Origin of the sequence: Kitasatospora hibisci (assembly GCF_043950205.1) — a bacterium.
GTDB classification, from domain to species: domain Bacteria; phylum Actinomycetota; class Actinomycetes; order Streptomycetales; family Streptomycetaceae; genus Kitasatospora; species Kitasatospora hibisci.
In genome coordinates this window covers 6,478,497-6,505,195 of record NZ_CP171642.1, presented here as the reverse complement: position 1 = coordinate 6,505,195, position 26,699 = coordinate 6,478,497, and the positions used below count along the sequence as shown (strand labels likewise).

24 protein-coding genes are annotated in these 26,699 nt (G+C 72.3%); 4 read left to right on the top strand and 20 right to left on the bottom strand.

Going from position 1 to position 26,699, the window contains the following annotated elements:
- Window positions 1-162 precede the first annotated feature (162 nt).
- Window positions 163-1,128 carry a LysR family transcriptional regulator gene (locus ACF9IK_RS28570; protein ID WP_395296952.1) on the top strand — a complete coding sequence of 322 codons (966 nt, stop codon included), beginning with the start codon at window positions 163-165 and terminating at the stop codon, window positions 1,126-1,128.
- Window positions 1,129-1,238: 110 nt separating this feature from the next.
- On the opposite strand, the gene ACF9IK_RS28565 is transcribed toward ACF9IK_RS28570, so the two are convergent.
- The 4 genes from ACF9IK_RS28565 to ACF9IK_RS28550 all read right to left on the bottom strand — a co-directional run bounded on the left by ACF9IK_RS28565 (window position 1,239) and on the right by ACF9IK_RS28550 (window position 5,605).
- Window positions 1,239-1,745 carry a GNAT family N-acetyltransferase gene (locus ACF9IK_RS28565; RefSeq protein WP_395296951.1) on the bottom strand — a complete coding sequence of 169 codons (507 nt, stop codon included), beginning with the start codon at window positions 1,743-1,745 and terminating at the stop codon, window positions 1,239-1,241.
- A gap of 91 nt (window positions 1,746-1,836) precedes the next feature.
- Window positions 1,837-3,627 carry an aspartate--tRNA ligase gene (gene aspS, locus ACF9IK_RS28560; RefSeq protein WP_395296950.1) on the bottom strand — a complete coding sequence of 597 codons (1,791 nt, stop codon included), beginning with the start codon at window positions 3,625-3,627 and terminating at the stop codon, window positions 1,837-1,839.
- Window positions 3,624-4,886: a histidine--tRNA ligase gene (hisS, locus tag ACF9IK_RS28555; protein ID WP_395296949.1), complete on the bottom strand. Its 1,263-nt coding sequence runs from the start codon at window positions 4,884-4,886 to the stop codon at window positions 3,624-3,626. Before hisS ends, aspS begins: the two co-directional genes overlap by 4 nt.
- An 11-nt stretch (window positions 4,887-4,897) precedes the next feature.
- Window positions 4,898-5,605, bottom strand: coding sequence for an MBL fold metallo-hydrolase (locus ACF9IK_RS28550; RefSeq protein ID WP_395296948.1), 708 nt, complete (start codon window positions 5,603-5,605; stop codon window positions 4,898-4,900).
- A 244-nt stretch (window positions 5,606-5,849) separates the two neighbouring features.
- On the opposite strand from ACF9IK_RS28550, the gene ACF9IK_RS28545 reads away from it, so the two are divergent.
- Complete coding sequence (locus ACF9IK_RS28545) at window positions 5,850-6,701, top strand: peptidylprolyl isomerase (RefSeq protein ID WP_395296947.1); 852 nt, start codon at window positions 5,850-5,852, stop codon at window positions 6,699-6,701.
- Window positions 6,702-6,967: 266 nt separating this feature from the next.
- Window positions 6,968-8,197 carry a DUF349 domain-containing protein gene (locus ACF9IK_RS28540; protein WP_395296946.1) on the top strand — a complete coding sequence of 410 codons (1,230 nt, stop codon included), beginning with the start codon at window positions 6,968-6,970 and terminating at the stop codon, window positions 8,195-8,197.
- 84 nt (window positions 8,198-8,281) lie between these two features.
- On the opposite strand, the gene ACF9IK_RS28535 is transcribed toward ACF9IK_RS28540, so the two are convergent.
- From ACF9IK_RS28535 to pgsA, 16 genes are all read right to left on the bottom strand, one after another.
- A complete protein-coding gene (locus ACF9IK_RS28535) occupies window positions 8,282-10,795 on the bottom strand; it encodes a RelA/SpoT family protein (protein WP_380234135.1) in 2,514 nt (837 codons plus the stop codon).
- A gap of 106 nt (window positions 10,796-10,901) precedes the next feature.
- Window positions 10,902-11,453, bottom strand: a complete 552-nt coding sequence (locus ACF9IK_RS28530) for an adenine phosphoribosyltransferase (RefSeq protein WP_395296945.1) — start codon at window positions 11,451-11,453, stop codon at window positions 10,902-10,904.
- 26 nt (window positions 11,454-11,479) lie between these two features.
- Window positions 11,480-12,586 carry a protein translocase subunit SecF gene (gene secF, locus ACF9IK_RS28525; protein ID WP_395296944.1) on the bottom strand — a complete coding sequence of 369 codons (1,107 nt, stop codon included), beginning with the start codon at window positions 12,584-12,586 and terminating at the stop codon, window positions 11,480-11,482.
- Window positions 12,587-12,590: 4 nt separating this feature from the next.
- Complete coding sequence (secD, locus tag ACF9IK_RS28520; protein ID WP_395296943.1) at window positions 12,591-14,432, bottom strand: protein translocase subunit SecD; 1,842 nt, start codon at window positions 14,430-14,432, stop codon at window positions 12,591-12,593.
- A gap of 149 nt (window positions 14,433-14,581) precedes the next feature.
- Window positions 14,582-14,986 carry a preprotein translocase subunit YajC gene (yajC, locus tag ACF9IK_RS28515; protein WP_395296942.1) on the bottom strand — a complete coding sequence of 135 codons (405 nt, stop codon included), beginning with the start codon at window positions 14,984-14,986 and terminating at the stop codon, window positions 14,582-14,584.
- A 272-nt stretch (window positions 14,987-15,258) separates the two neighbouring features.
- The gene (ruvB, locus tag ACF9IK_RS28510; protein ID WP_395296941.1) at window positions 15,259-16,350 is read right to left on the bottom strand and encodes a Holliday junction branch migration DNA helicase RuvB; all 1,092 of its coding nucleotides are present in this window, start codon (window positions 16,348-16,350) and stop codon (window positions 15,259-15,261) included.
- Window positions 16,351-16,396: 46 nt separating this feature from the next.
- Entirely contained in the window at window positions 16,397-17,008 is a 612-nt protein-coding gene (gene ruvA / locus ACF9IK_RS28505) for a Holliday junction branch migration protein RuvA (protein WP_395296940.1), read from the bottom strand.
- Complete coding sequence (gene ruvC / locus ACF9IK_RS28500) at window positions 17,005-17,589, bottom strand: crossover junction endodeoxyribonuclease RuvC (protein ID WP_395296939.1); 585 nt, start codon at window positions 17,587-17,589, stop codon at window positions 17,005-17,007. The genes ruvA and ruvC overlap by 4 nt, the downstream gene beginning before the upstream one ends.
- Before the next feature lie 178 nt (window positions 17,590-17,767).
- On the bottom strand, window positions 17,768-18,526 hold the full coding sequence (locus tag ACF9IK_RS28495; RefSeq protein WP_313762932.1) for a YebC/PmpR family DNA-binding transcriptional regulator: 759 nt from the start codon (window positions 18,524-18,526) through the stop codon (window positions 17,768-17,770).
- Between the two features lie 98 nt (window positions 18,527-18,624).
- A complete protein-coding gene (pdxT, locus tag ACF9IK_RS28490; RefSeq protein WP_395296938.1) occupies window positions 18,625-19,248 on the bottom strand; it encodes a pyridoxal 5'-phosphate synthase glutaminase subunit PdxT in 624 nt (207 codons plus the stop codon).
- Between the two features lie 135 nt (window positions 19,249-19,383).
- Window positions 19,384-20,295, bottom strand: a complete 912-nt coding sequence (gene pdxS, locus ACF9IK_RS28485; protein WP_031072591.1) for a pyridoxal 5'-phosphate synthase lyase subunit PdxS — start codon at window positions 20,293-20,295, stop codon at window positions 19,384-19,386.
- Window positions 20,296-20,470: 175 nt separating this feature from the next.
- Entirely contained in the window at window positions 20,471-21,016 is a 546-nt protein-coding gene (locus tag ACF9IK_RS28480) for a hypothetical protein (RefSeq protein ID WP_380234149.1), read from the bottom strand.
- Between the two features lie 29 nt (window positions 21,017-21,045).
- Window positions 21,046-21,411: a 5-carboxymethyl-2-hydroxymuconate Delta-isomerase gene (locus ACF9IK_RS28475; RefSeq protein WP_395296937.1), complete on the bottom strand. Its 366-nt coding sequence runs from the start codon at window positions 21,409-21,411 to the stop codon at window positions 21,046-21,048.
- Window positions 21,412-21,469: 58 nt separating this feature from the next.
- Window positions 21,470-22,654 carry a glycosyltransferase family 4 protein gene (locus ACF9IK_RS28470; protein ID WP_395296936.1) on the bottom strand — a complete coding sequence of 395 codons (1,185 nt, stop codon included), beginning with the start codon at window positions 22,652-22,654 and terminating at the stop codon, window positions 21,470-21,472.
- Between the two features lie 50 nt (window positions 22,655-22,704).
- A complete protein-coding gene (locus tag ACF9IK_RS28465; protein WP_395296935.1) occupies window positions 22,705-23,694 on the bottom strand; it encodes a phosphatidylinositol mannoside acyltransferase in 990 nt (329 codons plus the stop codon).
- A 16-nt stretch (window positions 23,695-23,710) separates the two neighbouring features.
- The gene (pgsA, locus tag ACF9IK_RS28460; RefSeq protein ID WP_395296934.1) at window positions 23,711-24,358 is read right to left on the bottom strand and encodes a phosphatidylinositol phosphate synthase; all 648 of its coding nucleotides are present in this window, start codon (window positions 24,356-24,358) and stop codon (window positions 23,711-23,713) included.
- A gap of 277 nt (window positions 24,359-24,635) precedes the next feature.
- Between pgsA and ACF9IK_RS28455 the strand changes: the two genes are divergently transcribed.
- Window positions 24,636-26,699, top strand: a complete 2,064-nt coding sequence (locus ACF9IK_RS28455) for an elongation factor G-like protein EF-G2 (protein ID WP_395296933.1) — start codon at window positions 24,636-24,638, stop codon at window positions 26,697-26,699.

Sequence of the window (26,699 nt, the reverse complement as noted above, 5' to 3'; positions counted from 1 at the left end):
GCCGCACCGGGCCCGCGCGGGCAGCGGACGTCCGGCGCGGCAGCGGCGGCCCCCTGAACCGCCGCTGCCGGGCTCCCCCGTGGACCGGCCCGCAGGCCGAGTGATCAACCTTGGCCCAGACCTGCCGGGCCGGTCCAATATCCCGTTCCATAACCTTGGGGCATGGATGTCGACACCCGGCTGCTGCGCAGCTTCGCCGCGGTCTGCGAGGAGGGGCAGCTGACGGCCGCCGCCGCGCGGCTGTTCGTCTCCCAGCCGACCCTGACCAAGCAGATCCGGCAGCTGGAGGCGCTGCTCGGGGTGGAGCTGTTCGAACGCTCGCGCAAGGGCATGTCGCCCACTCCGGCCGGGCGGGCGCTGGCCGAGCACACCGGGGCGCTGCTGACCGGCTGGGAGGACGCGCTGCGGGCCACCAGGGCGGCGGCGGCCGAGCAGGTCTCGACGCTGCGGGTGGGATTCGAGGGCGGCATCATCAACGTGATGAGCCGCCGCACCGTGGCGGACTTCACCCGGCGGATGCCCGGCTGGCAGGTGGAGCTGCGGCAGAACAACTGGTTCGACCCGACCTCGGGCCTGGCCACCGGCGAGATCGACCTGACGCTCTGGCACGCCCCGCCGTCGCTGTCCGAGCAGTACAACGTCGCGGTGCTGGGCGAGGAGCCGCGCTGCGCGGCGCTGCCCGCGGGGCACCGGCTGGCCCGGCGGTCGGTGATCGACTTCGCGGACGTTCTCGACGAGCCGTTCGTGGCGATACCGCACGAGGCCGGGCACTGGCGGGACTACTGGTTGGCGGTCCGCGAGCGGGGCGGGCGGCCGGTGCGGATCGGCGCGGTGGCGCACAACGCCGACGAGTGGCTGACCGCGGTGGTGTGCGGCCAGGGCATCGGCTTCGCCCCGGAGACGATGAGCCGGCTGGCGCCGCGGGAGGACGTGGCGTACCGGCCGGTGCGGGGGCTGAGCCCGAGCCAGGTCGGGCTGTACTGGCTGAAGGGACGGGAGTTGACGCCGGCCATGGCCGCGTTCGTGCGCAGCTGCCGGGCGACGATCGCCGGCCGGGCCGAGCCGGAGGTCACGGCCCGGGAGAGCGCCCCCGCGGCCCGGGCCCTCCCACCGGTCCGGGCGGTCTAGGGTGGATCGAGCGGTGGGGCCGGGGCAGGCTCGGAACTGGCCCGGGACGGGTTCGGAGCGGGTTCGGAGCGGGTCGGCCGTCGCGAGGACCCGGGCGTCCCCGCGGGGTCTCAGACGGCCTCGAAGGGCTCCGGGTAGCGGCAGACCCCGCGGGGGGCGCCGTCGTAGCCCGGCAGGGCCAGGCTCTGGAAGTACGCGTCCGGCACCTCGAACGGTCCGGTGATCTCGTGCCGCTGGGCCGGGAGGAAACCGAACCGGCCGTAGTACCCCGGGTCGCCGAGGACCACGACGAGCTTCTCCCCCGCGTCCTCGGCCGCGGACAGCGCGGCCCGGACGACGAGCTCGCCGACGCCCTTGCGCTGCCACTCGGGGGCGACCGCCACCGGAGCGAGCGCGAGGCCCTCGCCGTCGCCGATCCGCAGCCTGGTGAGCAGCGCGTGGCCGACCACCAGGCCGGACTCGTCCACGGCGACCACCGACAGGCCCGGCAGCCAGGCCGGGTCGCGGCGCAGCGCGTCCACCAGGTCGGCCTCGTCGGGGCCGGGGAAGGCCGCCATGTGGACCCGTCTGGTGGCGGGGGCGTCCTGTGGAGACTCGACTCTGGTGGTCACCTTCATGGGGAACCCTCTCCTCTGTCACACACCGTTGTGGACGGGCCCCGGACGGCGGTGGGCCGTCCGGGGCCGTGAAAGGCTAGCCGATGGGAGATCAGCCCTTGGGCTGACCCTCGGGCTTCGCGTCCTCGCGGACCTTCGGCTGGGCGTCGACGCCGGCCTCACGTCGCTGCGCCGGGGTGATCGGGGTGGGGGCGCCGGTCAGCGGGTCGCCGCCGGTGGACGTCTTCGGGAAGGCGATGACGTCCCGGATGGTGTCGTATCCGCCGAGCAGGGTGACGATCCGGTCCAGGCCGAAGGCGACGCCACCGTGCGGCGGCGGGCCGTAGTTGAAGGCGTCCAGCAGGAAGCCGAACTGCGAGGCGGCCTCCTCCTCGGAGAGGCCGATCGCGTCGAACGCCCGCTTCTGCACGTCCCGCTGGTGGATACGGATCGAACCGCCGCCCAGCTCCGAGCCGTTGAGCACCAGGTCGTACGCGTTGGAGAGCGCGCTGCCGGGGTCGGTGTCGAAGGTGGCGAGCGACTCGGCGGTCGGGGCGGTGAAGGGGTGGTGCACCGCGTGCCAGCCCTGGAACTCGCCCTTGTCGTCCTCGATCGGCTCGAACATCGGGAAGTCGACGACCCAGAGGAAGGCCCACTGGGACTCGTCGATCAGCTCGCAGCGGCGGCCGATCTCCAGACGGGCGGCGCCGAGCAGCTCCTGCGAGGGGCGCTCCTTGCCGGCCGCGAAGAAGATCGCGTCGCCGTTCTTGGCGCCCGCGGCGGCGGCGAGGCCGGCCAGGTGCTCCTCGGAGAGGTTCTTGGCGACCGGGCCGCGCAGCTCGCCGGTCTCGGCGTCGATGAGGACGTAGGCGAGGCCCTTGGCGCCGCGGGCCTTGGCCCAGTCCTGCCAGGCGTCGAGCTGCTTGCGCGGCTGCGAGGCGCCGCCCGGCATCACGACGGCGCCGACGTACGGGGCCTGGAAGACGCGGAACGAGGTGCCCTTGAAGTACTCGGTGAGGTCGGTGAGTTCCTGACCGAAGCGGACGTCCGGCTTGTCGGAGCCGTAGCGGCCCATGGCGTCCGCGTAGCTCATCCGCGGCAGCGGGCTGGGGATCTCGTAGCCGTGCACGTCGCGCCAGACGGCACCGATGATCTTCTCGCCGAGGGCCAGGACGTCCTCCTGGTCGACGAAGGAGGCCTCGATGTCCAGCTGGGTGAACTCCGGCTGGCGGTCGGCGCGGAAGTCCTCGTCGCGGAAGCAGCGGGCGATCTGGTAGTAGCGCTCCATGCCGGCCACCATCAGCAGCTGCTTGAACAGCTGGGGCGACTGCGGCAGCGCGTACCAGTGGCCGGGCTGCAGGCGGACCGGGACGAGGAAGTCGCGGGCACCCTCGGGGGTGGAGCGGGTGAGGTACGGCGTCTCGATGTCGAGGTAGTCGTTCTCCTCCATCACCCGGCGGATGATGTTGTTGACCTTGGAGCGCAGGCGCAGGCCCTTGGCCGGGCCCTCGCGGCGCAGGTCCAGGTAGCGGTAGCGGAGGCGGACCTCCTCGTTGACCGTGCCGGGCTCGTACTCGGCGACCGGGAACGGCAGCGGGGCGGCCTCGGAGAGCACCTCGATCTCGCTGACCACGACCTCGACGGCGCCGGTCGGGATCTCCGGGTTCTCGTTGCCCTCGGGGCGCACGCGGACGTCACCGACGACCTTGACGCAGTACTCGGCGCGCAGGCCGTGCACCGAGTCCAGGTCGCGGACCACGATCTGCACGGTGCCGGAGGCGTCGCGCAGGTCGATGAAGGCGACGCCGCCGTGGTCGCGGCGGCGGGCGACCCAGCCGGCCAGGGTGACGGTGGTGCCTGCGTGCTCCGGGCGGAGCGTGCCCGCGTCGTGCGTGCGGATCACAGCTGCTTCTCCTTCAGGGTGGTGACGAGTGCGTCGAGGGCGACGGGGTTCTGCTCGCCGGTGGTCATGTCCTTGAGCTGGACGACGCCGTCGGCGAGGTCCCGGTCCCCGGCGATCAGGGCGAAGCGGGCGCCGGACCGGTCCGCGGACTTCATGGCGTTCTTGATGGTCTTGACGCCGAACGTGAGGTCGGTGGCGACGCCGGCCCGGCGCAGCTCGACGACCTTGGCGAACAGGACGTTCTTGGCCTCCTCGCCGAGCGCGACGGCGAACACGGAGGTGGCGGCCGGCAGGTCCAGGACGACGCCCTCGGCCTCCAGCGCCAGGTAGGTGCGGTCCACGCCGAGGGCCCAGCCGACGGACGGCAGCGCCGGGCCGCCGATCATCTCGGAGAGGCCGTCGTAGCGGCCGCCGCCGCCGATCGCGGACTGCGCGCCGAGGCCGTTGTGCACGAACTCGAAGGTGGTGCGGGTGTAGTAGTCGAGGCCGCGGACGAGCTTCGGGTCGTCGGTGAAGGCCACGCCGTTGGCGGTGAGCAGCTCGCGGACCTTCTCGTCGTACTCCTTGCACGCCTCGCACAGGAAGTCGCGCAGCATCGGGGCGCCGGTGAGCTGGGCCTGCACCGAATCGCGCTTGTCGTCGAGGACGCGCAGCGGGTTGATCTCGGCGCGGCGGCGGGTGTCCTCGTCCAGGTCCAGGCCGGCGAGGAACTCGATCAGCGCGGCGCGGTAGACCGGGCGGCACTGCTTGTCACCGAGGCTGTTGAGGAGCAGCGTGTAATCGCTCAGGCCCAGCGAGCGGAAGGCGTCGTCGGCCAGGATGATCAGCTCGGCGTCCAGCGCCGGGTCCTCGGCGCCGATCGCCTCGGCGCCGACCTGGGAGAACTGGCGGTAGCGGCCGGCCTGCGGACGCTCGTAGCGGTAGTAGGAGCCCGAGTACCAGAGCTTGACCGGCAGGTTGCCCAGCTTGTGCAGGTTGGCCTGGAGGGCGGCGCGCAGCACCGAGGCGGTGCCCTCGGGGCGCAGCGCGAGCTCCTCCTTGCCCCGCTGGGTGAGCGAGAACATCTCCTTGGTGACGATGTCGGTGGACTCGCCGACACCGCGGGAGAACAGCTTCACGTCCTCGAAGACCGGGGTCTCGATGTAGCCGTAGCCGGCCCTGCGGGCGGGCGCGGCGATGCGCTCGCGGATCGCCAGGAAGGTCGCGGAGCTGGGGGGCAGCAGGTCGTAGGTGCCCTTGGGGGCGGTGAAGGTGCTCAACTTCTCTTCCGTCACATTCCTCGTCGCGGGACGGCCGGAGCGCCGAGCGCTCCCGCCGCCTGCCGGAGGTAGGGGTTGGTGGCGCGCTCACGGCCGATGGTGGTCTGTCCGCCGTGGCCGGAGAGGACCACGGTCGCGTCGTCGAGGGGCAGGCACACCCGGGCCAGCGAGTTCATGATCGCCTCGCTGTCGCCGCCCGGGAGGTCCGTGCGCCCGATGGAGCCGGCGAAGAGCAGGTCGCCCGAGAAGAGCACCGGGGGAAGGTCCTCGGCACCGGGCGTCCGGAACGTCACCGACCCCTTGGTATGGCCGGGCGCGTGGTCGACGGTGAGCCGGAGGCCGGCCAGCTCCAGCACGCTGCCGTCGGTGAGCTCGCGCACGTCGTCGGGTTCGCCGACGGTCAGTTCGCCCATCAGCTGGGTGCCGAGCGAGCGGCCGAGCGCCTTCTCCGGGTCCGCCATCATGTAGCGGTCCTCGGGGTGGATCCAGGCCGGGATCCCCGTGGCGCCGCAGACCGGCACGACCGAGGCGACGTGGTCGATGTGGCCGTGGGTGAGCACGACGGCGACGGGCTTCAGCCGGTGCTCGCGGACCAGTTCCTCGACGCCGCGGGCGGCCTGGTGGCCGGGGTCGACGATCACGCACTCCTCGCCCGGCCCCGGCGCGACCAGGTAGCAGTTGGTGCCCCAGGCTCCAGCGGGGAATCCGGCGATGAACACGCGCGTCCTTCGTGGTTCGGTCGGCACTGACGGCTACGAGATGCGGCTACGAGACGTGATGTAAGGGCAGCCTACCGGCGGTCCGGGTCCGGTTGCGAACCAGATAGGGGGCACGGGCCGACTTCGCCCTGACAGGTTCACCGCGTTCTTACGGCGGCGGTACCTACACTTGACCGCCGATGGATGCGATGATCCGCTCCAGCATCCGCACACATTTCCAGTACATCCTCAGGAGACACGGCCGGTGGTCAGCAGCGAACAGCGGCGGCGGCAGCTCGCCCGCGAGAAGTACGAGCGCCAGGCGCAGCGCCGGGCCGAGGCCGCGATCGCCCGCAAGCGGCGCAACACGATCCTCGGCGCGTCGCTCGCCGTCGTGGTGCTGGCCGGCGGCGGCGTCCTGGTCGGCACCGGCGCCTTCGCCTCCGACGACAAGAAGGACTCCTCGTCGAGCGCGCAGGCCGCGCCCACCCAGCCGTCCGCCGAGCCGACGGCCGAGCCGACCGCCCCGACCCGCAAGCCGGTCGAGGGCTGCGGCGACCCGGCGCCGGGCTCGCCCAACGGCAAGCAGTGGCAGGCCGAGCCGGCCATGAGCGTCGACACCTCGGCCGCCTACACGGCGACCCTGGAGACCAACTGCGGCAAGGTGACGCTGTCGCTGGACGCCGCCAAGGCTCCGCACACGGTGAACTCCTTCGCCTTCCTCGCCGGCGAGAACTACTTCGACCACACCAAGTGCCACCGGCTGACCACGGGCGGCATCTACGTGCTGCAGTGCGGTGACCCGACCGCCAGTGCGACCGCCCCCGGCGGCACCGGCGGCCCGGGCTACAAGTTCGCGGACGAGAACCTCACCGGCGCCACCTACCCGGCCGGCACCGTGGCGATGGCCAACGCCGGTCCGGGCACCAACGGAAGCCAGTTCTTCCTGGTCTACAAGGACACCCAGCTCCCCCCGAACTACACCCCGTTCGGGAAGATCACCGGCGGTCTGGACGTGGTTCAGAAGATCGCCGCCGCGGGCACCCTGGAAGGCGGTACGGACGGCCACCCGATGGCCGACGTCACCTTCAACTCGGTGACCACCGCGAAGAGTTGATCCGAGCCGGGGCCGGGTCGGGCCGCCGCGCGAGCGGGCCCGGCCCGGCCCCGGAGCGAAATCGCCCGGCCCGGATGCGGACAGCACCGGGCCTGGTCGCCTATGTTGGCGTTGTATAGGGTGCCCGGATCCGCCAAGCCGTCACCCTCGGCAAGCACCAGTACGGCGGACGGGGACGGCGGACTCATCGGTCCGCCGCACATCAACTGTGGACGACGGACGCGTGCCGCCCCGGCGCGGGCGCGACGTCATGTGGAGGACGCGCTATGAGCAGCGACCCGTGGGGCCGTGTCGACGAACAGGGCACGGTCTACGTCAGGACGGCCGACGGCGAACGCGTCGTGGGTTCCTGGCAGGCCGGCTCGCCCGAGGAGGCCCTCGCCTACTTCGAGCGCAAGTACCAGGGCATCGAGGTGGAGATCGGCCTGCTGGAGAAGCGGGTGCGCACCACCGACCTGGCCGCCAAGGACGCCCTGACCGCGCTGGAGCACCTGCGCGCGCAGGTCACCGAGGGGCACGCGGTCGGCGACCTGGACGCACTGGCCAAGCGGCTGGACACGCTCGCCGGTGAGATCGAGAGCCGGCGCGAGGAGCGCAAGGCGGCTCGTGCCAAGGCCCAGAACGAGACCCGGGCCGCCAAGGAGGCGCTGGTCACCGAGGCCGAGCAGCTCGCCGAGTCGACCCAGTGGCGGGAGGCCGGCGACCGGCTGCGCGCCCTGGTGGACACCTGGAAGGGCCTGCCGCGGCTGGACCGCAAGAGCGACGACGAGCTGTGGCACCGCTTCTCGCACGCCCGCTCGGTCTTCTCCAAGCACCGCAAGGCGCACTTCGCGACCCTGGACGCCGAGCGCGAGCAGGCCCGCCAGACCAAGGAGCGCCTGGTCTCCGAGGCGGAGGCGCTCTCCTCCTCCACGGAGTGGGGCGACACCGCGGCCCGCTACCGCGACCTCATGGCCCGCTGGAAGGCCGCGGGCCGCGCGCAGCGGGACGTCGAGGACGAGCTGTGGGCGCGGTTCCGCGGCGCCCAGGACGTCTTCTTCCAGGCCCGGTCCGCGGTGTTCAGCGAGCGGGACGCCGAGCAGGTGGCGAACCAGAAGCTGAAGGAGGCACTGGCGGCCGAGGCCGAGGCGATCCTGCCGATCACCGACCTGAAGGCCGCCAAGGCCGCGCTGCGCGACGTGAACGAGCGCTGGGAGGCGATCGGGCACGTGCCGCGGGACGCCCGTCCGAAGCTGGACGGCCGGCTGAACGCGGTCGAGCGGGCGATCCGCGAGGCCGAGGACGCCGAGTGGAAGCGCTCGAACCCGGAGGCGAAGGCCCGCGCCGCCGGCATGGTCGGCCTCTTCCAGGCCAAGGCGGACAAGCTCCAGGCCGACCTGGACAAGGCCCGTGCGGCCGGCAACGCCGGCAAGGTGGCCAAGCTGGAGTCCGAGCTGGCCGGCGTGCAGACCCTGCTGGAGCAGGCACACAAGAGCCAGGACGAGTTCAGCGGCTGATCCGCCGCCGAGCCTGAGCGGGAAACCGCACCAGAACGGCGAAAGGGCCCCGGGGATCTCCCCGGGGCCCTTTCGCCGTCGCCGTTACTTGCGGGCCGAGGTGACGCGGTAGACGTCGTAGACGCCCTCGACGCCGCGGACCGCCTTGAGCACGTGGCCGAGGTGCTTCGGGTCGCCCATCTCGAAGGTGAACCGGCTCATCGCCACCCGGTCGCGCGAGGTCTGCACCGCCGCCGACAGGATGTTGACGTGCTGGTCGGAGAGGACCCGGGTGACGTCCGAGAGCAGCCGGGAGCGGTCCAGCGCCTCGACCTGGATGGCCACCAGGAAGACCGAGGACTGGGTGGCCGCCCACTCGACGTCGATCATCCGCTCGGGCTGCTGGCTGAGCGCCTCGACATTGACGCAGTCGGCGCGGTGCACCGACACGCCGTTGCCGCGGGTGATGAAACCGACGATCGGGTCGCCCGGCACCGGGGTGCAGCAGCGGGACAGCTTGACCCAGACGTCCTCGACGCCCTTGACGATGACGCCGGGATCGCCCTTGGCCCGGCGGCGGACCGCCCGGCGGGTGTCGTGGGTCGGCGTTGCGGTCTCGGCGAGGTCCTCGGTGGCGCCCTCCTCGCCGCCGAGCGCCTGGACCAGCTTCTGCACGATGTTCTGCGCGGCGACGTGGCCCTCGCCGATCGCGGCGTACAGCGAGGAGATGTCCGGGTAGCGCATCTCGTGGGCCAGGGTGACCAGCGAGTCGCCGGTGAGGATCCGCTGGATCGGCAGGCCCTGCTTGCGCATCGCCCGCGCGATGGCCTCCTTGCCGTGCTCGATGGCCTCCTCGCGGCGCTCCTTGGAGAACCAGGCGCGGATCTTGTTGCGGGCGCGCGGCGACTTGACGAAGCCCAGCCAGTCCCGGGACGGGCCGGCGTTCTCCGCCTTGGAGGTGAAGACCTCGACGCTGTCGCCGTTCTCCAGGGTCGACTCCAGCGGCACCAGCCGCCCGTTGACCCGGGCCCCTATGCAGCGGTAGCCGACCTCGGTGTGGACGGCGAAGGCGAAGTCCACCGGGGTGGCGCCGGCCGGCAGCGCTATGACGTCACCCTTGGGGGTGAAGACGAAGACCTCGTTGTTGGAGAGGTCGAAGCGCAGCGACTCCAAGAACTCGCTCGGGTCCTCGGTCTCCTTCTGCCAGTCCAGCAGTTGCCGCAGCCAGGCCATCTCGTTGACGGCGCCGGCCTTGTCGTCCTTGCGGGTCTGGGTCGGGGTGTCGGTGCGGACCTTGGAGGCGCCGGCGACGGCGCGCTGCTTGTACTTCCAGTGCGCGGCGATGCCGTACTCGGCACGGCGGTGCATGTCGAAGGTGCGGATCTGCAGCTCGACGGGCTTGCCCCCGGGACCGATCACCGTGGTGTGCAGCGACTGGTACATGTTGAACTTGGGCATCGCGATGTAGTCCTTGAACCGCCCCGGCACCGGGTTCCACCGCGCGTGGATGGTGCCCAGCGCCGCGTAGCAGTCGCGGACGGTGTCGACCAGGACCCGGATGCCCACCAGGTCGTAGATCTCGGCGAAGTCCCGGCCCCGGACGATCATCTTCTGGTAGACCGAGTAGTAGTGCTTCGGCCGGCCGGTGACGGAGGCCGTGATCCGGGCGCCGCGCAGGTCGCCCTGGACCTGGTCGATGACGGTCGCCAGGTACTCGTCCCGCTTCGGGGCGCGCTCGGCGACCAGCCGGACGATCTCGTCGTACATCTTGGGGTAGAGGATCGCGAAGGCGAGGTCCTCCAGCTCCCACTTGATGGTGTTCATGCCCAGCCGGTGCGCCAGCGGAGCGTAGATCTCCAGCGTCTCGCGGGCCTTCTTCTCCTGCTTCTCCCGCTTCAGGTAGCGCATGGTGCGCATGTTGTGCAGGCGGTCGGCCAGCTTGATCACCAGGACCCGCGGGTCCTTGGCCATCGCGACGACCATCTTGCGGACGGTCTCGGCCTGCGCGGCCTCGCCGAACTTGACCCGGTCCAGCTTGGTGACGCCGTCCACCAGGAGGGCCACCGAGTCGCCGAAGTCCCGGCGCAGGGTCTCCAGGCCGTAGTCGGTGTCCTCGACGGTGTCGTGCAGCAGCCCGGCCATCAGGGTCGGCGCGTCCATGCCCAGCTCGGCCAGGATGGTCGCGACCGCCAGCGGGTGGGTGATGTACGGGTCGCCGCTCTTGCGCTTCTGGCCGCGGTGCCACTTCTCGGCCACCGCGTACGCCCGCTCGATGTCCCGCAGCAGGGCCGGGTCGGCCTTGGGGTCGTTGGCCCGGATGGAGCGGAACAGCGGCTCCAGCACCGGATTGAGCACGCTGGAGCGCTGGCCGCCGAGGCGGGCCAGCCGGGCGCGCATACCGCCGGAGGAGGACGGCCGGCTCGCGGGAGCCGCCGGACGCGAGGAGGTCGGCGCCGGGCGTGCCGGGGTGGCCCCCGAGGGCGTGGAACGGTTGTCGGGGGCGGCCGCTGCGGCCGTGGGCACAACCTCGTCGGGCAAGGACACTCCTCGGGGCACCTGGGCCGGGCCCCTCGCACGGCCGGCTCTGCCTCGCACGACCGGGAGGGGATGAATCTTCATGGTACCGAGCCCGGCGCTCCGGTGTTCAGCCGCCCGGCCCCGGACACGCTGAGGGCGGCGGTCGGATGATCCGACCGCCGCCCTCGACCCTGGTCCTGCGCGGACCTCAGAGGGTGACCAGCGTCTCCAGCGGAGCGCCGCCCAGGTGCTCGGAGAGCCGCGTGCGCCCGTCCAGGAAGCCCAGCTCCATCAGCACCACGACGCCCGCCAGCTCGGCGCCGGCCTCCTTCACCAGGTCCAGCGAGGCCCCGATGGTCCCGCCGGTGGCCAGCACGTCGTCCACCACCAGCACCCGCTCACCGGGCGCGAAGGCGTCGCACTGCACCTCCAGCACGGCCTCGCCGTACTCCAGCTCGTACGAGCGGCGGAACACCTCGCCGGGAAGCTTGCCCTGCTTGCGGATCGGCACGAAGCCGAGTCCGGCCGCGAAGGCCGCCGGGGCCGCCAGCACGAAGCCGCGCGCCTCCAGGCCGACCACCTTGGTCGCCCCGAGGGCCGTCGCCCGCTCGGCGAGCGCCCGGGTGAGCGCCGCGAAGGCCTCGGCGTCGGCGAGCAGCGGCGCGATGTCCTTGAACAGCACACCCGGCTTCGGGTAGTCCGGGACGTCCCGGATGCGGCTGTTCAACAGCTCGGCCAGTGCGATGTCGGCGGTGGTCACGAGGAGTCCTTAGGGTCGGTCGCGCTTCAGCGCTTGGTGGACGGACGGCCCTTGGCGCGGGCGCCGGACGCCCGGCCGCGCTGACCGACCATACCCGCCGGCAGGTCCTCGTCGGCGAACTCCTCGCCCGCCGGAGCCCCGGAGCCGCCCTCGGCGGCCGCCTTGGCGTCCGCGGCGCGCCGCTGGGCGACCCGCTTGGCCAGGGCCTTCATGTCCGGCTGCTCCTCCTTGAGCTGCGCCAGCAGAGGGGTGGCGACGCAGATCGAGGAGTAGGCACCGGCCGCGAGGCCGATGAACAGCGCCAGCGAGATGTCGTTCAGGGTGCCGGCACCCAGGATGCCGCCACCGATGAACAGCAGCGCCGCCACCGGGAGCAGGGCGACCACCGTGGTGTTGAGCGAGCGCACCAGGGTCTGGTTGAGGCCCGCGTTGGCCGCCTCGCTGTAGGTGAGCTTGTTCTGCTTGGTGAGCCCCTTGGTGTTCTCCTTCACGGTGTCGAAGACGACGACCGTGTCGTAGAGCGAGTACCCGAGGATGGTCAGGAAGCCGATCACCGTACCGGGGGTGACCTCGAATCCGACCAGGGCGTAGACCCCGATGGTGATCAGGAGGTCGTGGATGAGGGCGACCAGGGCGGCCACCGCCATCCGCCACTCGAAGGCGATCGCCAGGTAGGCCGTCACCAGGACCATGAAGATGATCAGGCCGGTGAGTGCCTTCTTGGAGATCTGCTCACCCCAGCTGGGACCGATCACCTGGGTGTCGATCTCGGCGACCGGGACGCCGATCTCCTTGGACAGCTTGTCGGTGAAGGTCGAGGAGGAGACCTGCTCCTCGGAGCTGACCTGGATGCGGATCTTCTTGCCGTCGTCCACCGACTGCACCAGCGGGTGCGAGGAGACGATCTTGTCGGCCGCGTCCTGTGCCTGGGAGACGGACAGCCCCGGCTTGGAGACGGTGTAGACCTGCCCGCCCTTGAACTCGATGCCCAGGTGCAGGCCCATGGCCAGGCCGATCGCCGCGACCAGCACGATCACGCCGGAGATGCTGTACCAGAGCTTGCGGCGCCCGACGAAGTCGAAGCTGACCTCGCCCTGGTAGAGCCGGTGGCCCAGATTGGAGAAGCGCGACACGGTGTCAGGCCCCCTTCGCGGCGGCGGACGAGGTGGGACGGCGACGGCTGCTGCGCAGCGGCGGGCGGGCGCCCAGGCGCTTCGGGTCCAGGCCGGACCACGGGTGGCCGTCGGCGAAGAACTTCCGCCGGGCCAGCAGCGTGATCAGCGGCTTGGTGAACAGGAAGATCACGACGACGTCGAGCGCGGTGGTCAGACCGAGCGTGAACGCGAAGCCCTGCACCTTGCCGACCGAGACCAGGTAGAGCACCGCGGCACAGAGGAAGGACACGAAGTCCGACACCAGGATGGTGCGCCGGGCCCGCGGCCAGGCCCGCTGGACCGCCGGGCGCAGCGGAGCGCCCTCGCGGACCTCGTCGCGGATGCGCTCGAAGTACACGATGAAGGAGTCCGCGGTGATACCGATCGCAACGATGGCGCCGCAGACGGCCGGCAGGTTCAGCGCGAAGCCGATGCCGGCGCCGAGCAGGCTCATGATCGAGTAGGTCAGGATCGCCGAAACGATCAGACCGGCGATCGAGACCAGGCCGAGGCCGCGGTAGTAGACCAGCGAGTAGAGGACCACCAGCAGCATGCCGATGGCGCCCGCGATCAGACCGGCCTCCAGCTGGTCGCCGCCGAGCTGCGGGGAGACCGTGGTGACGTCGTCGGTGGTGAACTCCAGCGGCAGGGCGCCGAAGCTCAGCACGTTGGCGAGGTCCTGCGCCTCGGTCTGGGTGAAGCTGCCGGAGATCACGGCCGAGCCGCCGGGGATGGCACTGCGCACGTACGGGTGCGAGACGACCTTGCCGTCCAGCACGATGGCGAACTGGTTGGTCGGGTCCGCCTGGGTGGCCAGCTGGCCGGTGACCTTGGTGAAGTCGTCGGTGCCCTTGCCGTTGAACTGGAGCTGGACCTGCCAGCCGGCGCCCTGCTGGGTGTCGATGCTGGCCTGCGCCTTGGAGACGTCGGCGCCCTTCACCGCGACCGGGCCGAGGGCGAGCTTGTAGTAGACGCCGCGCTCGTCCTTCTGGGTGCAGGCGACGGTCGGCTGCTCCTCGGCCTTCTGGTAGTTCTGGTTGCGCTGCTCGGGCTTGGAGCAGTCCAGACCGGCGAAGGCGGCGGCCAGCTCCGGCGGCACGGTGCCGGAGGTCATCGCGGCGCTCACGTCCGGCGCGGTCGGCGCGGTGGCGCCGTCGCCCGGGGTGGCGGCCGCACTCGGGGTGGCGGCGGCCGAGCCGGAGGCGGTGGCGGACGGGGTGGCGGCGGCCGAGCCCGCGGCGGTGGCGGTGGCGGACGGGGTGGCGGCGAGGGCCTCGCCGACCGCGCGGCCCTGCTTGGTGGCGCTCGCGCTGGGCGTACCGGCCGGGGCCGAGGCGCTCGCGGAGGCCGAGCCGGTGGCACCCGCGGAGGGGCTCGCGTCCGGGGTGGCGCTGCCGCTCGCCGAGGGGGCCGGGGCCTGCGCCTGGATGCCACTCGGGGCGAGGGCGAGGACGGGGCGGAAGTACAGCTTCGCGGTGGTGCCGACCTGGTCGACCGCGCTCTGCTTGTCACCACCCTTGGGGATGTTGACGATGATGTTCCGGTCGCCCTGGGTCTGGACCTCCGCCTCGGAGACACCCATCCCGTTGACGCGCTGCTCGATGATCCCGGTGGCGATGTCCATGTTGGACTTGTTGATCGCCTTGGGGTCGGTCGACTTCGCACTCAGCGTGATACTGGTGCCGCCTGCGAGGTCGATCCCGAGGCGGGGCTTGGTGTTGCCCGTCCCGAACATGAGGGCGACCAGTCCGACGGTGATCACCAGGATGAGGGCCAGCGCCCGCCCTGGGTAACCGTCGCGCGGGCGCGACTTGGGTGTTGCCACCTTGCTCGTTTCTCCCTGTCCATGCCACCTCCCCTACCGGACCCCCGTCCGGCTCGTGGCTGGACGGGGGCATGGTGGATCTGGGGCCCATGAGATCCTGTGGGCTCGCGGCACTGCGCCGCGCAGCCGGGCGAGTGCCCGGCCGGTAACTACTTGCTCGTGGGAGCGCCGCCCTCGGCCTCGCCCTTCTCGGCGCCTTCCTTGGCGAGCGAGAGCGGCTTCTCGTCGGCCGGCTCGGCCTCGACGTCGGCCTCCGGCTCGGGCAGCTCGTCGTCGGCCGGGCGGCCGTTGATGATCGCGTCGTACTCCTGCGGGTCCAGCACCGCCGCGATCGCGCTCTTGGTGAAGTGGGAGACCACGCCCGGCGCGATCTCCAGCTCGACGGTCTCCTCGTTGACCGCCTTCACCTGGGCGTACAGGCCGCCGATGGTGCGCACCCCCGCCCCGGGCTCCAGCGCCGTCTGCATCTGCTGCATCTGCTGCTGGCGCTTCTTCTGCGACCGGAACATGAGCACGATCGCGATGATCGGGAGGAGAAGGATGATGAGGTTCACTGCAGCCAGGGTCCTTTACGGGCCGCCGGGCCGGCGGCCTGTGTGGTATTGGTCGGCCCGTCAGGTGAGAGGGGCGGTCCGGCGGAGTCTAGGCGACCCCGAACTGATCGGACAACGCCAAGCATCGCATCCTGCCGCCGAAAGTGGCGACCCTCCGCCTGCACGGTTTTCCCGGACTTCTCCACGGACTTCTCCACGGACTTCTCCCCCGGCTTCTCCGCGAGGGCTCCACGGGGGCGGGCGGGTGCCCGGTTCACCCCCGGCTCACCCGTTCAGCCCTCACCGCCCTGGAAGAGGTCGGGCTGGGCCGGCACCGCACCGCGCGTGGTCTGGACCGGAGCGGTCTGCACCGGCGGAGTGAGCCCGAGGTGCCGCCACGCCGCCGCGGTGGCGATCCGGCCGCGCGGGGTACGGGCGAGCAGGCCCTCGCGGACCAGGAACGGCTCGGCGACCTCCTCCACGGTCTCGGCCTCCTCCCCCACCGCGACCGCCAGTGTCGACAAGCCGACCGGGCCGCCGCCGAACAGCCGCAGCAGCGCGTCCAGCACCGCGCGGTCCAGCCGGTCCAGCCCGCGCGCGTCCACCTCGTAGACGTCCAGCGCCTGGGCGGCGATCTCCGGAGTGACCACGCCGTCGTGCCGGACCTGCGCGAAGTCGCGAACCCGGCGCAGCAGCCGGTTGGCGATGCGCGGGGTGCCCCGGGAGCGGCCGGCGATCTCCGCGGCCCCGGCCGGGTCGATCTCGACGTCCAGCAGCGCGGCCGAGCGGTGGACGACCCGCTTCAGCTCGGCGGGGGCGTAGAACTCCATGTGGCCGGTGAAGCCGAAGCGGTCGCGCAGCGGCGGCGGCAGCAGGCCGGCCCGCGTGGTCGCGCCGACCAGGGTGAACGGCGGCAGCTCCAGCGGGATGGCGGTGGCACCCGGGCCCTTGCCGACGATCACGTCGACCCGGAAGTCCTCCATCGCCATGTAGAGCATCTCCTCGGCGGGCCGGGACATCCGGTGGATCTCGTCGAGGAAGAGCACCTCGCCCTCGGTGAGCGAGGAGAGGATCGCCGCGAGGTCGCCCGCGTGCTGGATCGCCGGGCCGGAGGTGATCCGGATCGGCGCGTTCAGCTCGGCCGCGATGATCATCGAGAGGGTGGTCTTGCCGAGCCCCGGCGGGCCGCTCAGCAGCACGTGGTCGGGGGCTGTGCCGCGCTTGCGGGCCGCCTGGAGCACCAGGGACAGCTGCTCGCGGACCCGCTCCTGGCCGATGAACTCGTCCAGCAGCTTGGGGCGCAGCGCGGCTTCGACCGCCTGGTCCTCGCCGTCGGCGGCGGCCGTCACCAGCCGGTCGGCCGGGTCGGAGTCGTACGGGCTCATCGGTTCGGGCTCCAATATCGGCAGAGTGACAGGTCGCCAGACGGCTTCAGCGGGAACGGTTGAGGCTGCGCAGGGCGAGCCGCAGCAGCGCGCCCACGTCGGTCGTGGTCTGCGCCTCGGCCTCCGGCGTCACCGCCGCGACGGCGTCGTCCGCCTCGCGCGGCGCGTAGCCGAGGCCCACCAGCGCGGAGTGCAGCTGCTCGCTCCACGGCGCGGGCCCGGCGGCGATCGGCTTCTGCGCGGGGACGCCGCCGTGCGGCGCGCCCAGCTTGTCCTTGTACTCCAGCAGCAGCTTGGCGGCCTTCGCCTTGCCGATGCCGGGGACGGCGATCAGGGCCTTCTCGTTCCCCGCGGCCACGGCCGCCCGCAGCTCGTCCGGGCTGTGCACGCCGAGCATCGCCTGGGCGAGCCGGGGGCCGACCCCGGGCGCGGCCTGCAGGATCTCGAAGACGGCCCGCTCGTCGTCGTCCGCGAAGCCGTACAGGGTGAGCGAGTCCTCCCGGACGACCAGCGAGGTCGCCAGCCGGGCGGGCTCGCCGAGCCGCAGGCCGGCCGCGGTGGTCGGGGTGCACTGGACGGCCATGCCGACGCCGCCGACCTCGACGACGACGGTGCCGGCGGCGATGGCGGCCACCGGGCCCTGGACGAAGGCGATCATCGGGCGGCTCCTCGGGGGGCTCGGGCGGAGTACGGGGCGCGGGCCGGGGCCCGGCCGGGTCCGGCGGCGGGGGCGGCCTTCGCGACCGCGGCGGCGATCCGGCCGGCCGCACCCCCGCGCCAGATGTGGCAGATGGCCAGCGCCAGCGCGTCGGCGGCGTCGGCCGGCTTGGGCGGCGCGTCCAGCCGCAGCAGCCGCTGCACCATGGCGGTGACCTGGGCCTTGTCGGCCCGGCCCGAGCCGGTGACGGCGGCCTTGACCTCGCTGGGGGTGTGCAGGGTGACCGGGATACCGCGCCGGGTGGCGCAGAGCATCGCCACCGCGCTGGCCTGGGCGGTGCCCATCACGGTGCGGACGTTGTGCTGGGCGAACACCCGCTCGACGGCGACCAGGTCCGGCCGGTGCTCGTCGAGCCAGCTCTCCATGCCCTGCTCGACGAGGAGCAGCCGCTGCCCGATCTCCGCCCCGGCGGGGGTGCGCACCACGCCGACGCCGACCATCCGCAGCGGCCGGCCCGGCGCACCGTCGACGACGCCGACCCCGCACCTGGTCAGCCCCGGGTCCACGCCCAGTACCCGCACGTCACGCCCCGCCTCTCTGTCACTCGCACTCGCCCCCGGGCCGCTCCCGGCGCCTTCGGCTCGCGGCGGGTCGCCGCACGCCCGGCGACCTGCGAAGGCTACCCCCCGGGTACGACACGGCCGCCGACGACACCGGCCCGGCGGTCCAGGGGACCACCGGGCCGGGGAGTGCGAACGGTCACTCGGCGTCGAGCTGGGCACCGACCTCGTCGCTGATGTCGAAGTTGGCGAAGACGTTCTGCACGTCGTCGCTGTCCTCCAGGGCGTCGATCAGCTTCAGGATCTTGCGGGCGCCGTCGACGTCCAGCTCGACCTGCATGCTCGGGAGGAAGTTGGCCTCGGCCGAGTCGTAGTCGACGCCGGCGTCCACCAGGGCGGTGCGCACGGCGACCATCTTGGAGGCCTCGGAGACGATCTCGAACGACTCGCCGAGGTCGTTGATCTCCTCGGGCTCCTGGTCGAGGACGACCTCGAAGAGCTTGTCCTCGTCCACGCCGTCGGCCTTGGGGACGATCACGACACCCTTGCGGGTGAACAGGTACGACACCGAGCCCGGGTCGGCCATCGAGCCGCCGTTGCGGGTCATCGCGACGCGCACGTCGGAGGCGGCGCGGTTGCGGTTGTCGGTGAGGCACTCGATGAGCACCGCGACGCCGTTCGGGCCGTAGCCCTCGTACATGATGGTCTGGTAGTCGGCGCCGCCGGCCTCCAGACCGCCACCGCGCTTGACGGCGCGGTTGATGTTGTCGATCGGGACCGAGCTCTTCTTGGCCTTCTGGATGGCGTCGTAGAGCGTCGGGTTGCCGGCCGGGTCGGGTCCGCCGGTCCGCGCCGCCACCTCGATGTTCTTGATCATCTTGGCGAAGAGCTTGCCGCGCTTGGCGTCGATCACGGCCTTCTTGTGCTTGGTGGTAGCCCACTTAGAGTGGCCGGACATCGCCAGCTCCTTTACGTCGCCAAAGGGAAATGAACAGATGAGATCTTACCGGTGTCGCCACCGGTGAGCGCACACGGTCAGCGTGCGGCGGCGAGGCGCTACCGCGCGGCGGCCGCGAGGTGCTCCTCCACCATCCGCACGAAGTAGCCGTGCACCCGGTGGTCGCCGGTCAGCTCGGGGTGGAACGAGGTCGCCAGCAGGTTGCCCTGGCGGACCGCGACGATCCGGCTCTCGGGACCGTCGGCGGCCGGCAGCTCGGCCAGCACCTCGACGCCGGCGCCGACCGCCTCGACCCACGGCGCACGGATGAACACGCCGTGCACCGGCGCGTCGTCCATGCCCTTGAAGGCGATCCCGGACTCGAAGGACTCGTTCTGGCGGCCGAACGCGTTGCGGCGCACGGTCATGTCGATGCCGCCGACGGTCTCCTGGTCGTCACGGCCGTCCAGGATCTTGTCGGCCAGCATGATCATGCCCGCACAGGTGCCGTACACCGGCATGCCGGCGGCGACCCGCTCGCGCAGCGGGTCCATCACGCCGAACAGCAGCGCCAGCTTGGACATGGTGGTGGACTCCCCGCCGGGGATCACCAGCGCGTCGACCTCGGCCAGTTCCTCGGCGCGGCGCACCGGGCGGGCGAGCGCGTCGGCCTCGGCCAGCGCGACCAGGTGCTCGCGGACGTCGCCCTGCAGGGCCAGAACGCCGATGACGGGAGTGCTCACGGTCTCAAACCTTCTTCGATCGGTACGTCGTGTGATCGTTGCCGCGGGCGGCGCACCGCCGCCCGGGGGCGTACGCGGCGCGGCCCGCCGAGCGCCGAGGCGCTACGGCGGGCCGACGCCGGACGCGGGCCGGGGCTACCAGCCGCGGTTGGCGTAGCGCTCGGTCTCCGGCAGGGTGTCGCAGTTGATGCCGACCATGGCCTCGCCCAGGTTGCGGGAGGCGTCCGCGATGATCTTCGGGTCGTCGAAGAAGGTGGTGGCCTTCACGATCGCGGCGGCGCGCTTGGCCGGGTCGCCCGACTTGAAGATGCCGGAGCCGACGAAGACGCCCTCGGCACCCAGCTGGCGCATCAGCGCGGCGTCGGCCGGGGTGGCCACGCCACCGGCGGAGAACAGCACGACCGGCAGCTTGCCGAGCTCGGCTACCTCCTTGACCAGCTCGTACGGGGCACGCAGCTCCTTGGCGGCGGCGTACAGCTCGTTGTGGTCCAGCGCGCGCAGGTGGCCGATCTCGTTCTTGATCTGGCGCAGGTGGCGGACGGCCTCGACGACGTTGCCGGTGCCGGCCTCACCCTTGGAGCGGATCATGGCCGCGCCCTCGGCGATGCGGCGCAGGGCCTCGCCCAGGTTGGTGGCGCCGCAGACGAAGGGGGTGGTGAACGCCCACTTGTCGGAGTGGTTGACCTCGTCGGCCGGGGTCAGCACCTCGGACTCGTCGATGTAGTCGACACCCAGCGACTGGAGGACCTGGGCCTCGACGAAGTGGCCGATCCGGGACTTGGCCATGACCGGGATCGAGACCGCGGCGATGATCTCCTCGATCATGTTCGGGTCGGACATGCGAGCGACACCGCCGTCCTTGCGGATGTCGGCCGGAACCCGCTCCAGGGCCATGACGGCCACAGCGCCGGCGTCCTCGGCGATCTTGGCCTGCTCGGCGTTGACCACGTCCATGATCACACCGCCCTTGAGCTGCTCGGCCATGCCGCGCTTCACCCGGGCGGTACCGATCTGCGGCTGGTCTGCGGTGGTGGGGGTGGTGGACACGTGAGACCTCACTCGAAGATGAACCAGTGCTATCGCCCTATGGTAGGCGGAAGAAAGGGCCGTTCCATGCGCCACCAAGTCCAGGCTGACCGACGGGATACGACAAACAGGCCGGATACGGACGCACTTTCCCGACTCGCGCCGCGACACGTCCCGGCGCATCCGGAAGCCCGCCTCAGGCCGGGGCGCCCTCGGGCGTGAGCGCCGGCGGCGGGGCGTCGTCCATCTCGAACGCCAGCGGGAACGGCGCCCGCCCCGCCAGCCGGAAGTACCGCACCAGCCGGTGCTCGCGCACCGCCCGGGCCGCGCGCACCGCGTCGTTGTGGAACCGGCGTGCCATCGGCACCCGCCGCACCGCGGCCGTGAGGTCCCGCACCGCCTCCTCGCCACCCGGCTCGGCCGTCAGCACGGCCACCTGCTCCGGCTCGGCGAAGACCGCCCGCAGCGCCATGCTCAGCTGGCTCTCCGCCACCTCGCGCTGGTCGTCCTCGGCCTGACGGGCCGCGTGCGCCGCGTCCAGCAGCAGCAGCGAGGCCGCCGGGTCCAGCAGCGAGGAGGTCGCCAGCTCCATCGCCACCGAGGCCCGACGGACCAGCTGCGCGTCCAGCGCCGCGCGGGCGGCGTCGATCCGGGCGTGCAACCGGTCCAGCCGGCCGGCCGTCCAACTCAGGTACATGCCGAACAGCACCACGGCCACGCCGGCCCAGATCCAGGTAGTCACGGGGCGCTACGCTACCGGGTGCCCGCCGGTCAGCCGCCGAGGGTCGCGCTGCGGTAGCTGTCCCGGTCGATGTCCTGGACGTTCACCGCGGTGAACAGCCGGGTGCCGGGCGCGGGGACGACCCGCTCCGCCAGCAGCGCCATGACCGCCTCGGTGAGCGCCGCCTTCGCCTCCGCGGTGCGGCCGGGGAAGATCTGGAACTCCACGTACACCTGGGAGTCCGGGCCCGCGCTCTCGCCCACCACGAAGTCCTGCACCTCGCGGAAGACGGTCTTGCACGCCTCGGGGCTCGCGTTGATCGTCTTCACCGCGAGCCGGTTGATCGCCAGGCCCAGCTCACGGCGGTCGAACGAGCCGGCCAGCTCGGGCGAGTAGTCGACGGAGATCTGCGGCATCGGGGCCTCCAGCACTCGGGAACGGGTCCGGGAGACCCTAACCGCCGCGGGCCGCCGGTCAATCCCGGGCCAGCCCGAACCGGCCGCGCCGGCTGCCCCGCTCGTCCTCCTCGACCACCGCCGCCGCACCCGCCGTCACCGTCTCGTAGACCGCCAGGATGTCCGCTCCGACCGTCGACCAGTCGAACCGCCGCACGTGCCGGGACGCCGCCTTGCGCAGCTCCTCCAGCCGCCCCGGATCCCCCAGCAACCGCAGCGCCGACCGCGCCAGTGCGTCCGCGTCCTCCACCGGGAACAGCTCCCCGGCGTCGCCGCCGTCCAGCACCTGCTTGAACGCGTCGAGGTCGCTCGCCAGCACCGGCGCGCCCGCCGACATCGCCTCGACCAGGATGATGCCGAAGCTCTCCCCGCCGGTGTTCGGCGCCACGTAGAGGTCGACGCTGCGCAGCAGCCGCGCCTTGTCCCGGTCGCTGACCATGCCGAGGAACTCCACCTGCCGGCGCACCTCCGGCGCCAGCCCGGCGACCGCCTCCTCCTCGTCGCCCTTGCCGGCCACCAGCAGCCGCACGCCCGGCCGCTCAGCCAGGATCCTCGGCAGCGCCGCCAGGAGCGTCGGCAGGCCCTTGCGAGGCTCGTTGATCCGCCCGATGAAGCCGATCGTGCCGGGCTCGCCCGCGGCCGCGCCGCCGGTCCAGCGCGCGTCCGGCTCCGCCTCGGCGAAGAAGCCCACGTCCACGCCGTTGGGGATCACCACCGCGTCCCCGCCCAGGTGCTCCACCAAGGTCCGCCGCGCGTACTCGCTCACCGCGATCCGCGCACGCATCTTCTCCAGGCCGGGCTGGAGGATCGGCGAGGCCGCGATCATCGCCCGCGAGCGCGGGTTGGACGTGTGGAAGGTGCCGACCATCGGTCCCGACGCCGACCACGCCGCCAGCATCGACAGGCTCGGCGAGGCCGGCTCGTGCACGTGCAGGATGTCGAACCGCCCGTCGTTCAGCCACCGCCGCACCCGGGCCGCCGACAGGATGCCGAAGCTCAGCCGCGCCACCGAGCCGTTGTACGGCACCGCCACCGCCCGCCCGGCCGAGACCACGTACGGCGGCAGCGCCTCGTCGTCCTCGGCGGGGGCCAGCACCGACACCTCGTGGCCGAGGCCGATCAGGTGCTCGGCGAGGTCCCGGATGTGGAACTGCACCCCGCCGGGGACGTCCCAGTCGTACGGGCAGACGATGCCGATCTTCACGGGTTCCTCGTGTTCCTCTCGGACAGGTCGGGGGCGGGGTCGGGCGGGGATCAGGAGCCGGACGCCTCGGCGGCGGGCTCCACCGCGGGCCCGCCCGCCGTCTCCGCGGCCGGCCGGCCGGCCGGGGGCGCGGCCGGTGCCTCCACCGTCGCACGGGCCGGCAGGTCGGCGAGCCAGAACCGCTGCAGCATGTGCCAGTCCTCGGGGTGCTCGCGGATCCCGGCCTGCCAGACCTCCGCCATCGCCTGCACCATCGTCCGCGTCTTCTCCGCGCGGTCGCCCTCCGCCGGTACCGGCACCTCCGGGTGGATCCGCGCCCGCATCACCGGGCCGTCGTACCAGAGCGTCACCGGCAGCAGCGCCGCCCCGGTCCGCTGGCAGAGCGCCGCCGGACCGGCCGGCATCCTGGTCGCCTCACCGAAGAACGACACCTCGACGCCGGCCTCGGAGAGGTCCCGGTCGCCGACCAGGCAGACCAGCCGCCCCTCCCGCAGCCGCCGCGCCAGGGTGCCGACCACGTTGACGCCGCCGCCCGTGAGCGCCAGCACCTCCATGCCCAGGCCCTCCCGGAACGCCACGAACCGGTCGAACAGCTCCTCCGGCTTCAGCCGCTCAGCGACCGTGGTGAACGGGTACCCCTCCAGCGCCACCCAGGCGCCCGCGAGGTCCCAGTTCCCCATGTGCGGAAGCGCTATCACCGCGCCACGGCCCGACTCCATCGCCGCCCGCAGCTCCTCGAAGCCCTCCACCCGGACGTCCCGGGCCACCCGCTTCCGGCTCCACACCGGCAGCCGGAAGGACTCCATCCAGTACCGCATGTACGAGCGCATCCCGGCCCGCGACAGCTCCCGCAGCGCGGCCTCGTCCGCCTCCGGGCGCACCCGCCGCAGATTGGCCTCCAGCTGCAGCACCCGCTTGCCGCGCTTGCGCCACGCGAAGTCGGCGATCGCGTCGAACAGGCCCCGCGCGGCCGCCTCGGGCAGGTGCTTCAGCACCGCCCAGCCCAGCGCGTACGCCGAGTACACCAATCGGTCCTTCACCGCAGGCCCGCCCCCTTCAGCTCCCGGCCGCCACGCGATCGGCCTCGAACGCCTCCCGGCGCACCGTCAGCATCCGCTGGAACACCGTCACCAGACTGCCCGCGGCCACCAGCCACAGCGCGACCGGCAGCAGCCACTCCACGTACGGAACCCCGAACTGGTGCAGACCCGCGACGCCGGCCGCCACCAGACTGATCACCAGCCGCTCGGCCCGCTCGACCAGCCCCGACACGTCGCACGGCAGACCCTGGCTCTCCGCCCGCGCCTTGGTGTAGGACACCACCAGGCCGCTCGCCAGGCAGAAGATCGCCACCGCGCAGAGCAGGTTGTTGTCGCCCTTGCCCGCGTACCACATGGCCAGGCCGCCGAAGATCGCCGCGTCCGCCACCCGGTCGAGCGTGGAGTCCAGGAACGCGCCCCACTTCGTGGACCGGCCCAGCTGCCGCGCCATGTTCCCGTCCACCAGGTCCGAGAAGATGAACAGCGTGATCGTGACGGTGCCCCAGAAGAACTCCCCGCGCGGGAAGAACACCAGCGCGCCGGCCACCGAACCGGCCGTACCGACCAGCGTCACGGCGTCCGGGCTCACACCCAGCCGGATCAGGAACGCGGCGAACGGGGTCAGGACACGTGTGAAGAAGGCACGCGCGTATTTGTTCAGCATGGCCTTCCCGACCGCTCCGATCTCCCTGGTACCCGCCTGCGGCGGCGTACGCGGCAGACGGCCGAACGGATCAGCCCGTCCGGCGCACCCATCGTAGCCACGCCGACGACACGCTCCTGCGCACCGCACCGCCCCACCGCCCCCGCACCCCGCCGCCCCGCACCCCCGGCACACGTCCGCACACCCACCGTCACCGCCCGCGCGTACGGGACGCCGTGCCGCAGGCATCACCCCTAGACTTTTCACGACAGCCTCGGCGCGACGGGAGGAGACCCCGATGCCCGACCGCAGCACCGCACGAGCCGGCCAGGCGGCGCCCACCGTCACCGACCCTGCCCACCTGCGCAACGTCGTCCTCATCGGCTGCAGCGGCGCGGGGAAGACCACCCTCGCCGAGTCCCTCGCCCTCGCCGCCGGCGCCATCGGCCGCACCGGCCGCGTCTCCGACGGCACCACCGTCTCCGACCACGAGGAGATCGAGCACCAGCAGCAGCGCTCCGTCCAGCTCTCGCTGCTCCCGCTCGAATGGAACGGTGTCAAGGTCAACCTGCTCGACCCGCCCGGCCACCCCGACTTCTCCGCCGACCTGCGCGCCGCCCTGCACGCCGCCGACGCCGCCGTCTTCGTGGTCTCCGCCACCGACCCGGTCACCGCCCCCACCCGCGCGCTCTGGCGCGAGTGCGCCGCCGAAGGCATCCCGCGCGCCATCGCCGTCGCCAAGCTCGACATCGCCCGCAGCAGCTTCGACGACATCCTCACCGCCTGCCACGACGCCTTCAACCTCGGCCCGGACACCCTGCGCCCGCTCTTCCTCCCCGTGCAGCACGACGGCCACCCCGACGGCAGCGTCGACCTGCTCACCGGCCACACCTACGGGCAGACCGAACCGCTCCCCGACACCGCCCCCGCCCGCGACAGCCTCGTCGAGGCCATCTCCGGCCAGGACGACACCCTCATGGAGCGCTACCTCGCCGGCGACACCCTCGACACCGAATCGCTGGAAGACGGCATGCGCCGCGAGGTGCTCGCCTGCACCCTCCACCCCGCCATCCCCACCACCGACGCCGGTCTCGGCGCCGCCGAACTCCTCGACCTCATCACCACCGCCTTCCCCGACCCCACCCGACGCACCCGCCCCGCCCCCGAGTGCGACCCCGACGCACCCCTCGCCGCCCAGGTCGTCCGCGTCACCGGCGACGCCTACGTCGGCCGGATCAGCCTGCTGCGCATCTACGCCGGCACACTGCGCCCCGACACCCGCATCCACCTCACCGGCCCCGAACACCCCGGGGACCAGGACGGCGACGAACGCGTCACCGGCCTCACCAGCCCGTTCGGCAAGCTCCAGCGGAGCGTCCCGCACGCCGTCGCCGGCGACCTCGTCTGCGCCGCCAAGCTCACCGGCGCCCGCTCCGGCGACACCGCCCACGAACCCGGCCACCCGGTCAAACTCGACACCTGGACCCTGCCCGAGCCGCTCCTGCCGATCGCCATCGAGGCCCACAGCAAGGCCGACGACGACAAGCTCTCCCAGGCCCTGGCCCGGCTCGCCGCCGAGGACCCGGCGCTGCGCCTCGAACAGAACCCCGACACCCACCAGCTCGTCCTCTGGTGCACCGGCGAGGCCCACGCCGACGTCGTCCTCGACCGGCTCCGCAGCCGCCACGGCGTCCACGTCGACACCGTCGAACCCCGGGTCGCCCTCCGCGAGACCTTCGGCACCGCGGCCGCCGGCCACGGACGCCTGGTCAAGCAGTCCGGCGGGCACGGCCAGTACGCCATCTGCGACCTGGAGGTCGAACCCCTCCCCGCCGGCGCCGGCTTCGAATTCGACGAGCACGTCGTCGGCGGCGCCGTCCCCAAGCACTTCATCCCCTCCGTCGAGAAGGGCGTGCGCGCCCAACTCGCCAAGGGCGTCTCCACCGGATACCCGCTCGTCGACGTCCGCGTCACCCTCACCGACGGCAAGGCGCACTCGGTCGACTCCTCCGACTCCTCGTTCCAGACCGCCGCCGCCCTCGCCCTGCGCGACGCCGCCGAGCACGCGGTCATCCGGCTCCTCGAACCCGTCGCCGCGGTCAGCGTGCTGCTGCCCGACGACTACCTCGGCGCCGTCCTGACCGACCTCTCCGCCCGCCGCGGCCGCGTCCTCGGCACCGAGACCGGCGGCCCCGCCCTCACCCTGCTGCGCGCCGAGGTCCCCGAACTCGAACTCGTCCGGTACCCCGTCGACCTGCGCTCGATCACACACGGCACCGCCGAGTTCTCCCGCGCCTACCTGCGCCACGAACCCATGCCCGCCGCCCTCGCCAACCGCTACACCGCCGAGGACCGCACCTAG

Excerpts from the sequence above, each read along its gene's own strand:
- ACF9IK_RS28570 (WP_395296952.1), top strand. The coding sequence starts at position 163 with ATGGATGTCGACACCCGGCTGCTGCGCAGCTTCGCCGCGGTCTGCGAG.
- ACF9IK_RS28535 (WP_380234135.1), bottom strand. The coding sequence starts at position 10,795 with ATGAAGATTCATCCCCTCCCGGTCGTGCGAGGCAGAGCCGGCCGTGCG.
- ACF9IK_RS28540 (WP_395296946.1), top strand. The coding sequence starts at position 6,968 with ATGAGCAGCGACCCGTGGGGCCGTGTCGACGAACAGGGCACGGTCTAC.
- pgsA (WP_395296934.1), bottom strand. The coding sequence starts at position 24,358 with ATGCTGAACAAATACGCGCGTGCCTTCTTCACACGTGTCCTGACCCCG.
- ruvB (WP_395296941.1), bottom strand. The coding sequence starts at position 16,350 with ATGAGCCCGTACGACTCCGACCCGGCCGACCGGCTGGTGACGGCCGCC.
- ACF9IK_RS28565 (WP_395296951.1), bottom strand. The coding sequence starts at position 1,745 with ATGAAGGTGACCACCAGAGTCGAGTCTCCACAGGACGCCCCCGCCACC.
- ACF9IK_RS28455 (WP_395296933.1), top strand. The coding sequence starts at position 24,636 with ATGCCCGACCGCAGCACCGCACGAGCCGGCCAGGCGGCGCCCACCGTC.
- ACF9IK_RS28475 (WP_395296937.1), bottom strand. The coding sequence starts at position 21,411 with ATGCCGCAGATCTCCGTCGACTACTCGCCCGAGCTGGCCGGCTCGTTC.
- ACF9IK_RS28495 (WP_313762932.1), bottom strand. The coding sequence starts at position 18,526 with ATGTCCGGCCACTCTAAGTGGGCTACCACCAAGCACAAGAAGGCCGTG.
- ruvA (WP_395296940.1), bottom strand. The coding sequence starts at position 17,008 with ATGATCGCCTTCGTCCAGGGCCCGGTGGCCGCCATCGCCGCCGGCACC.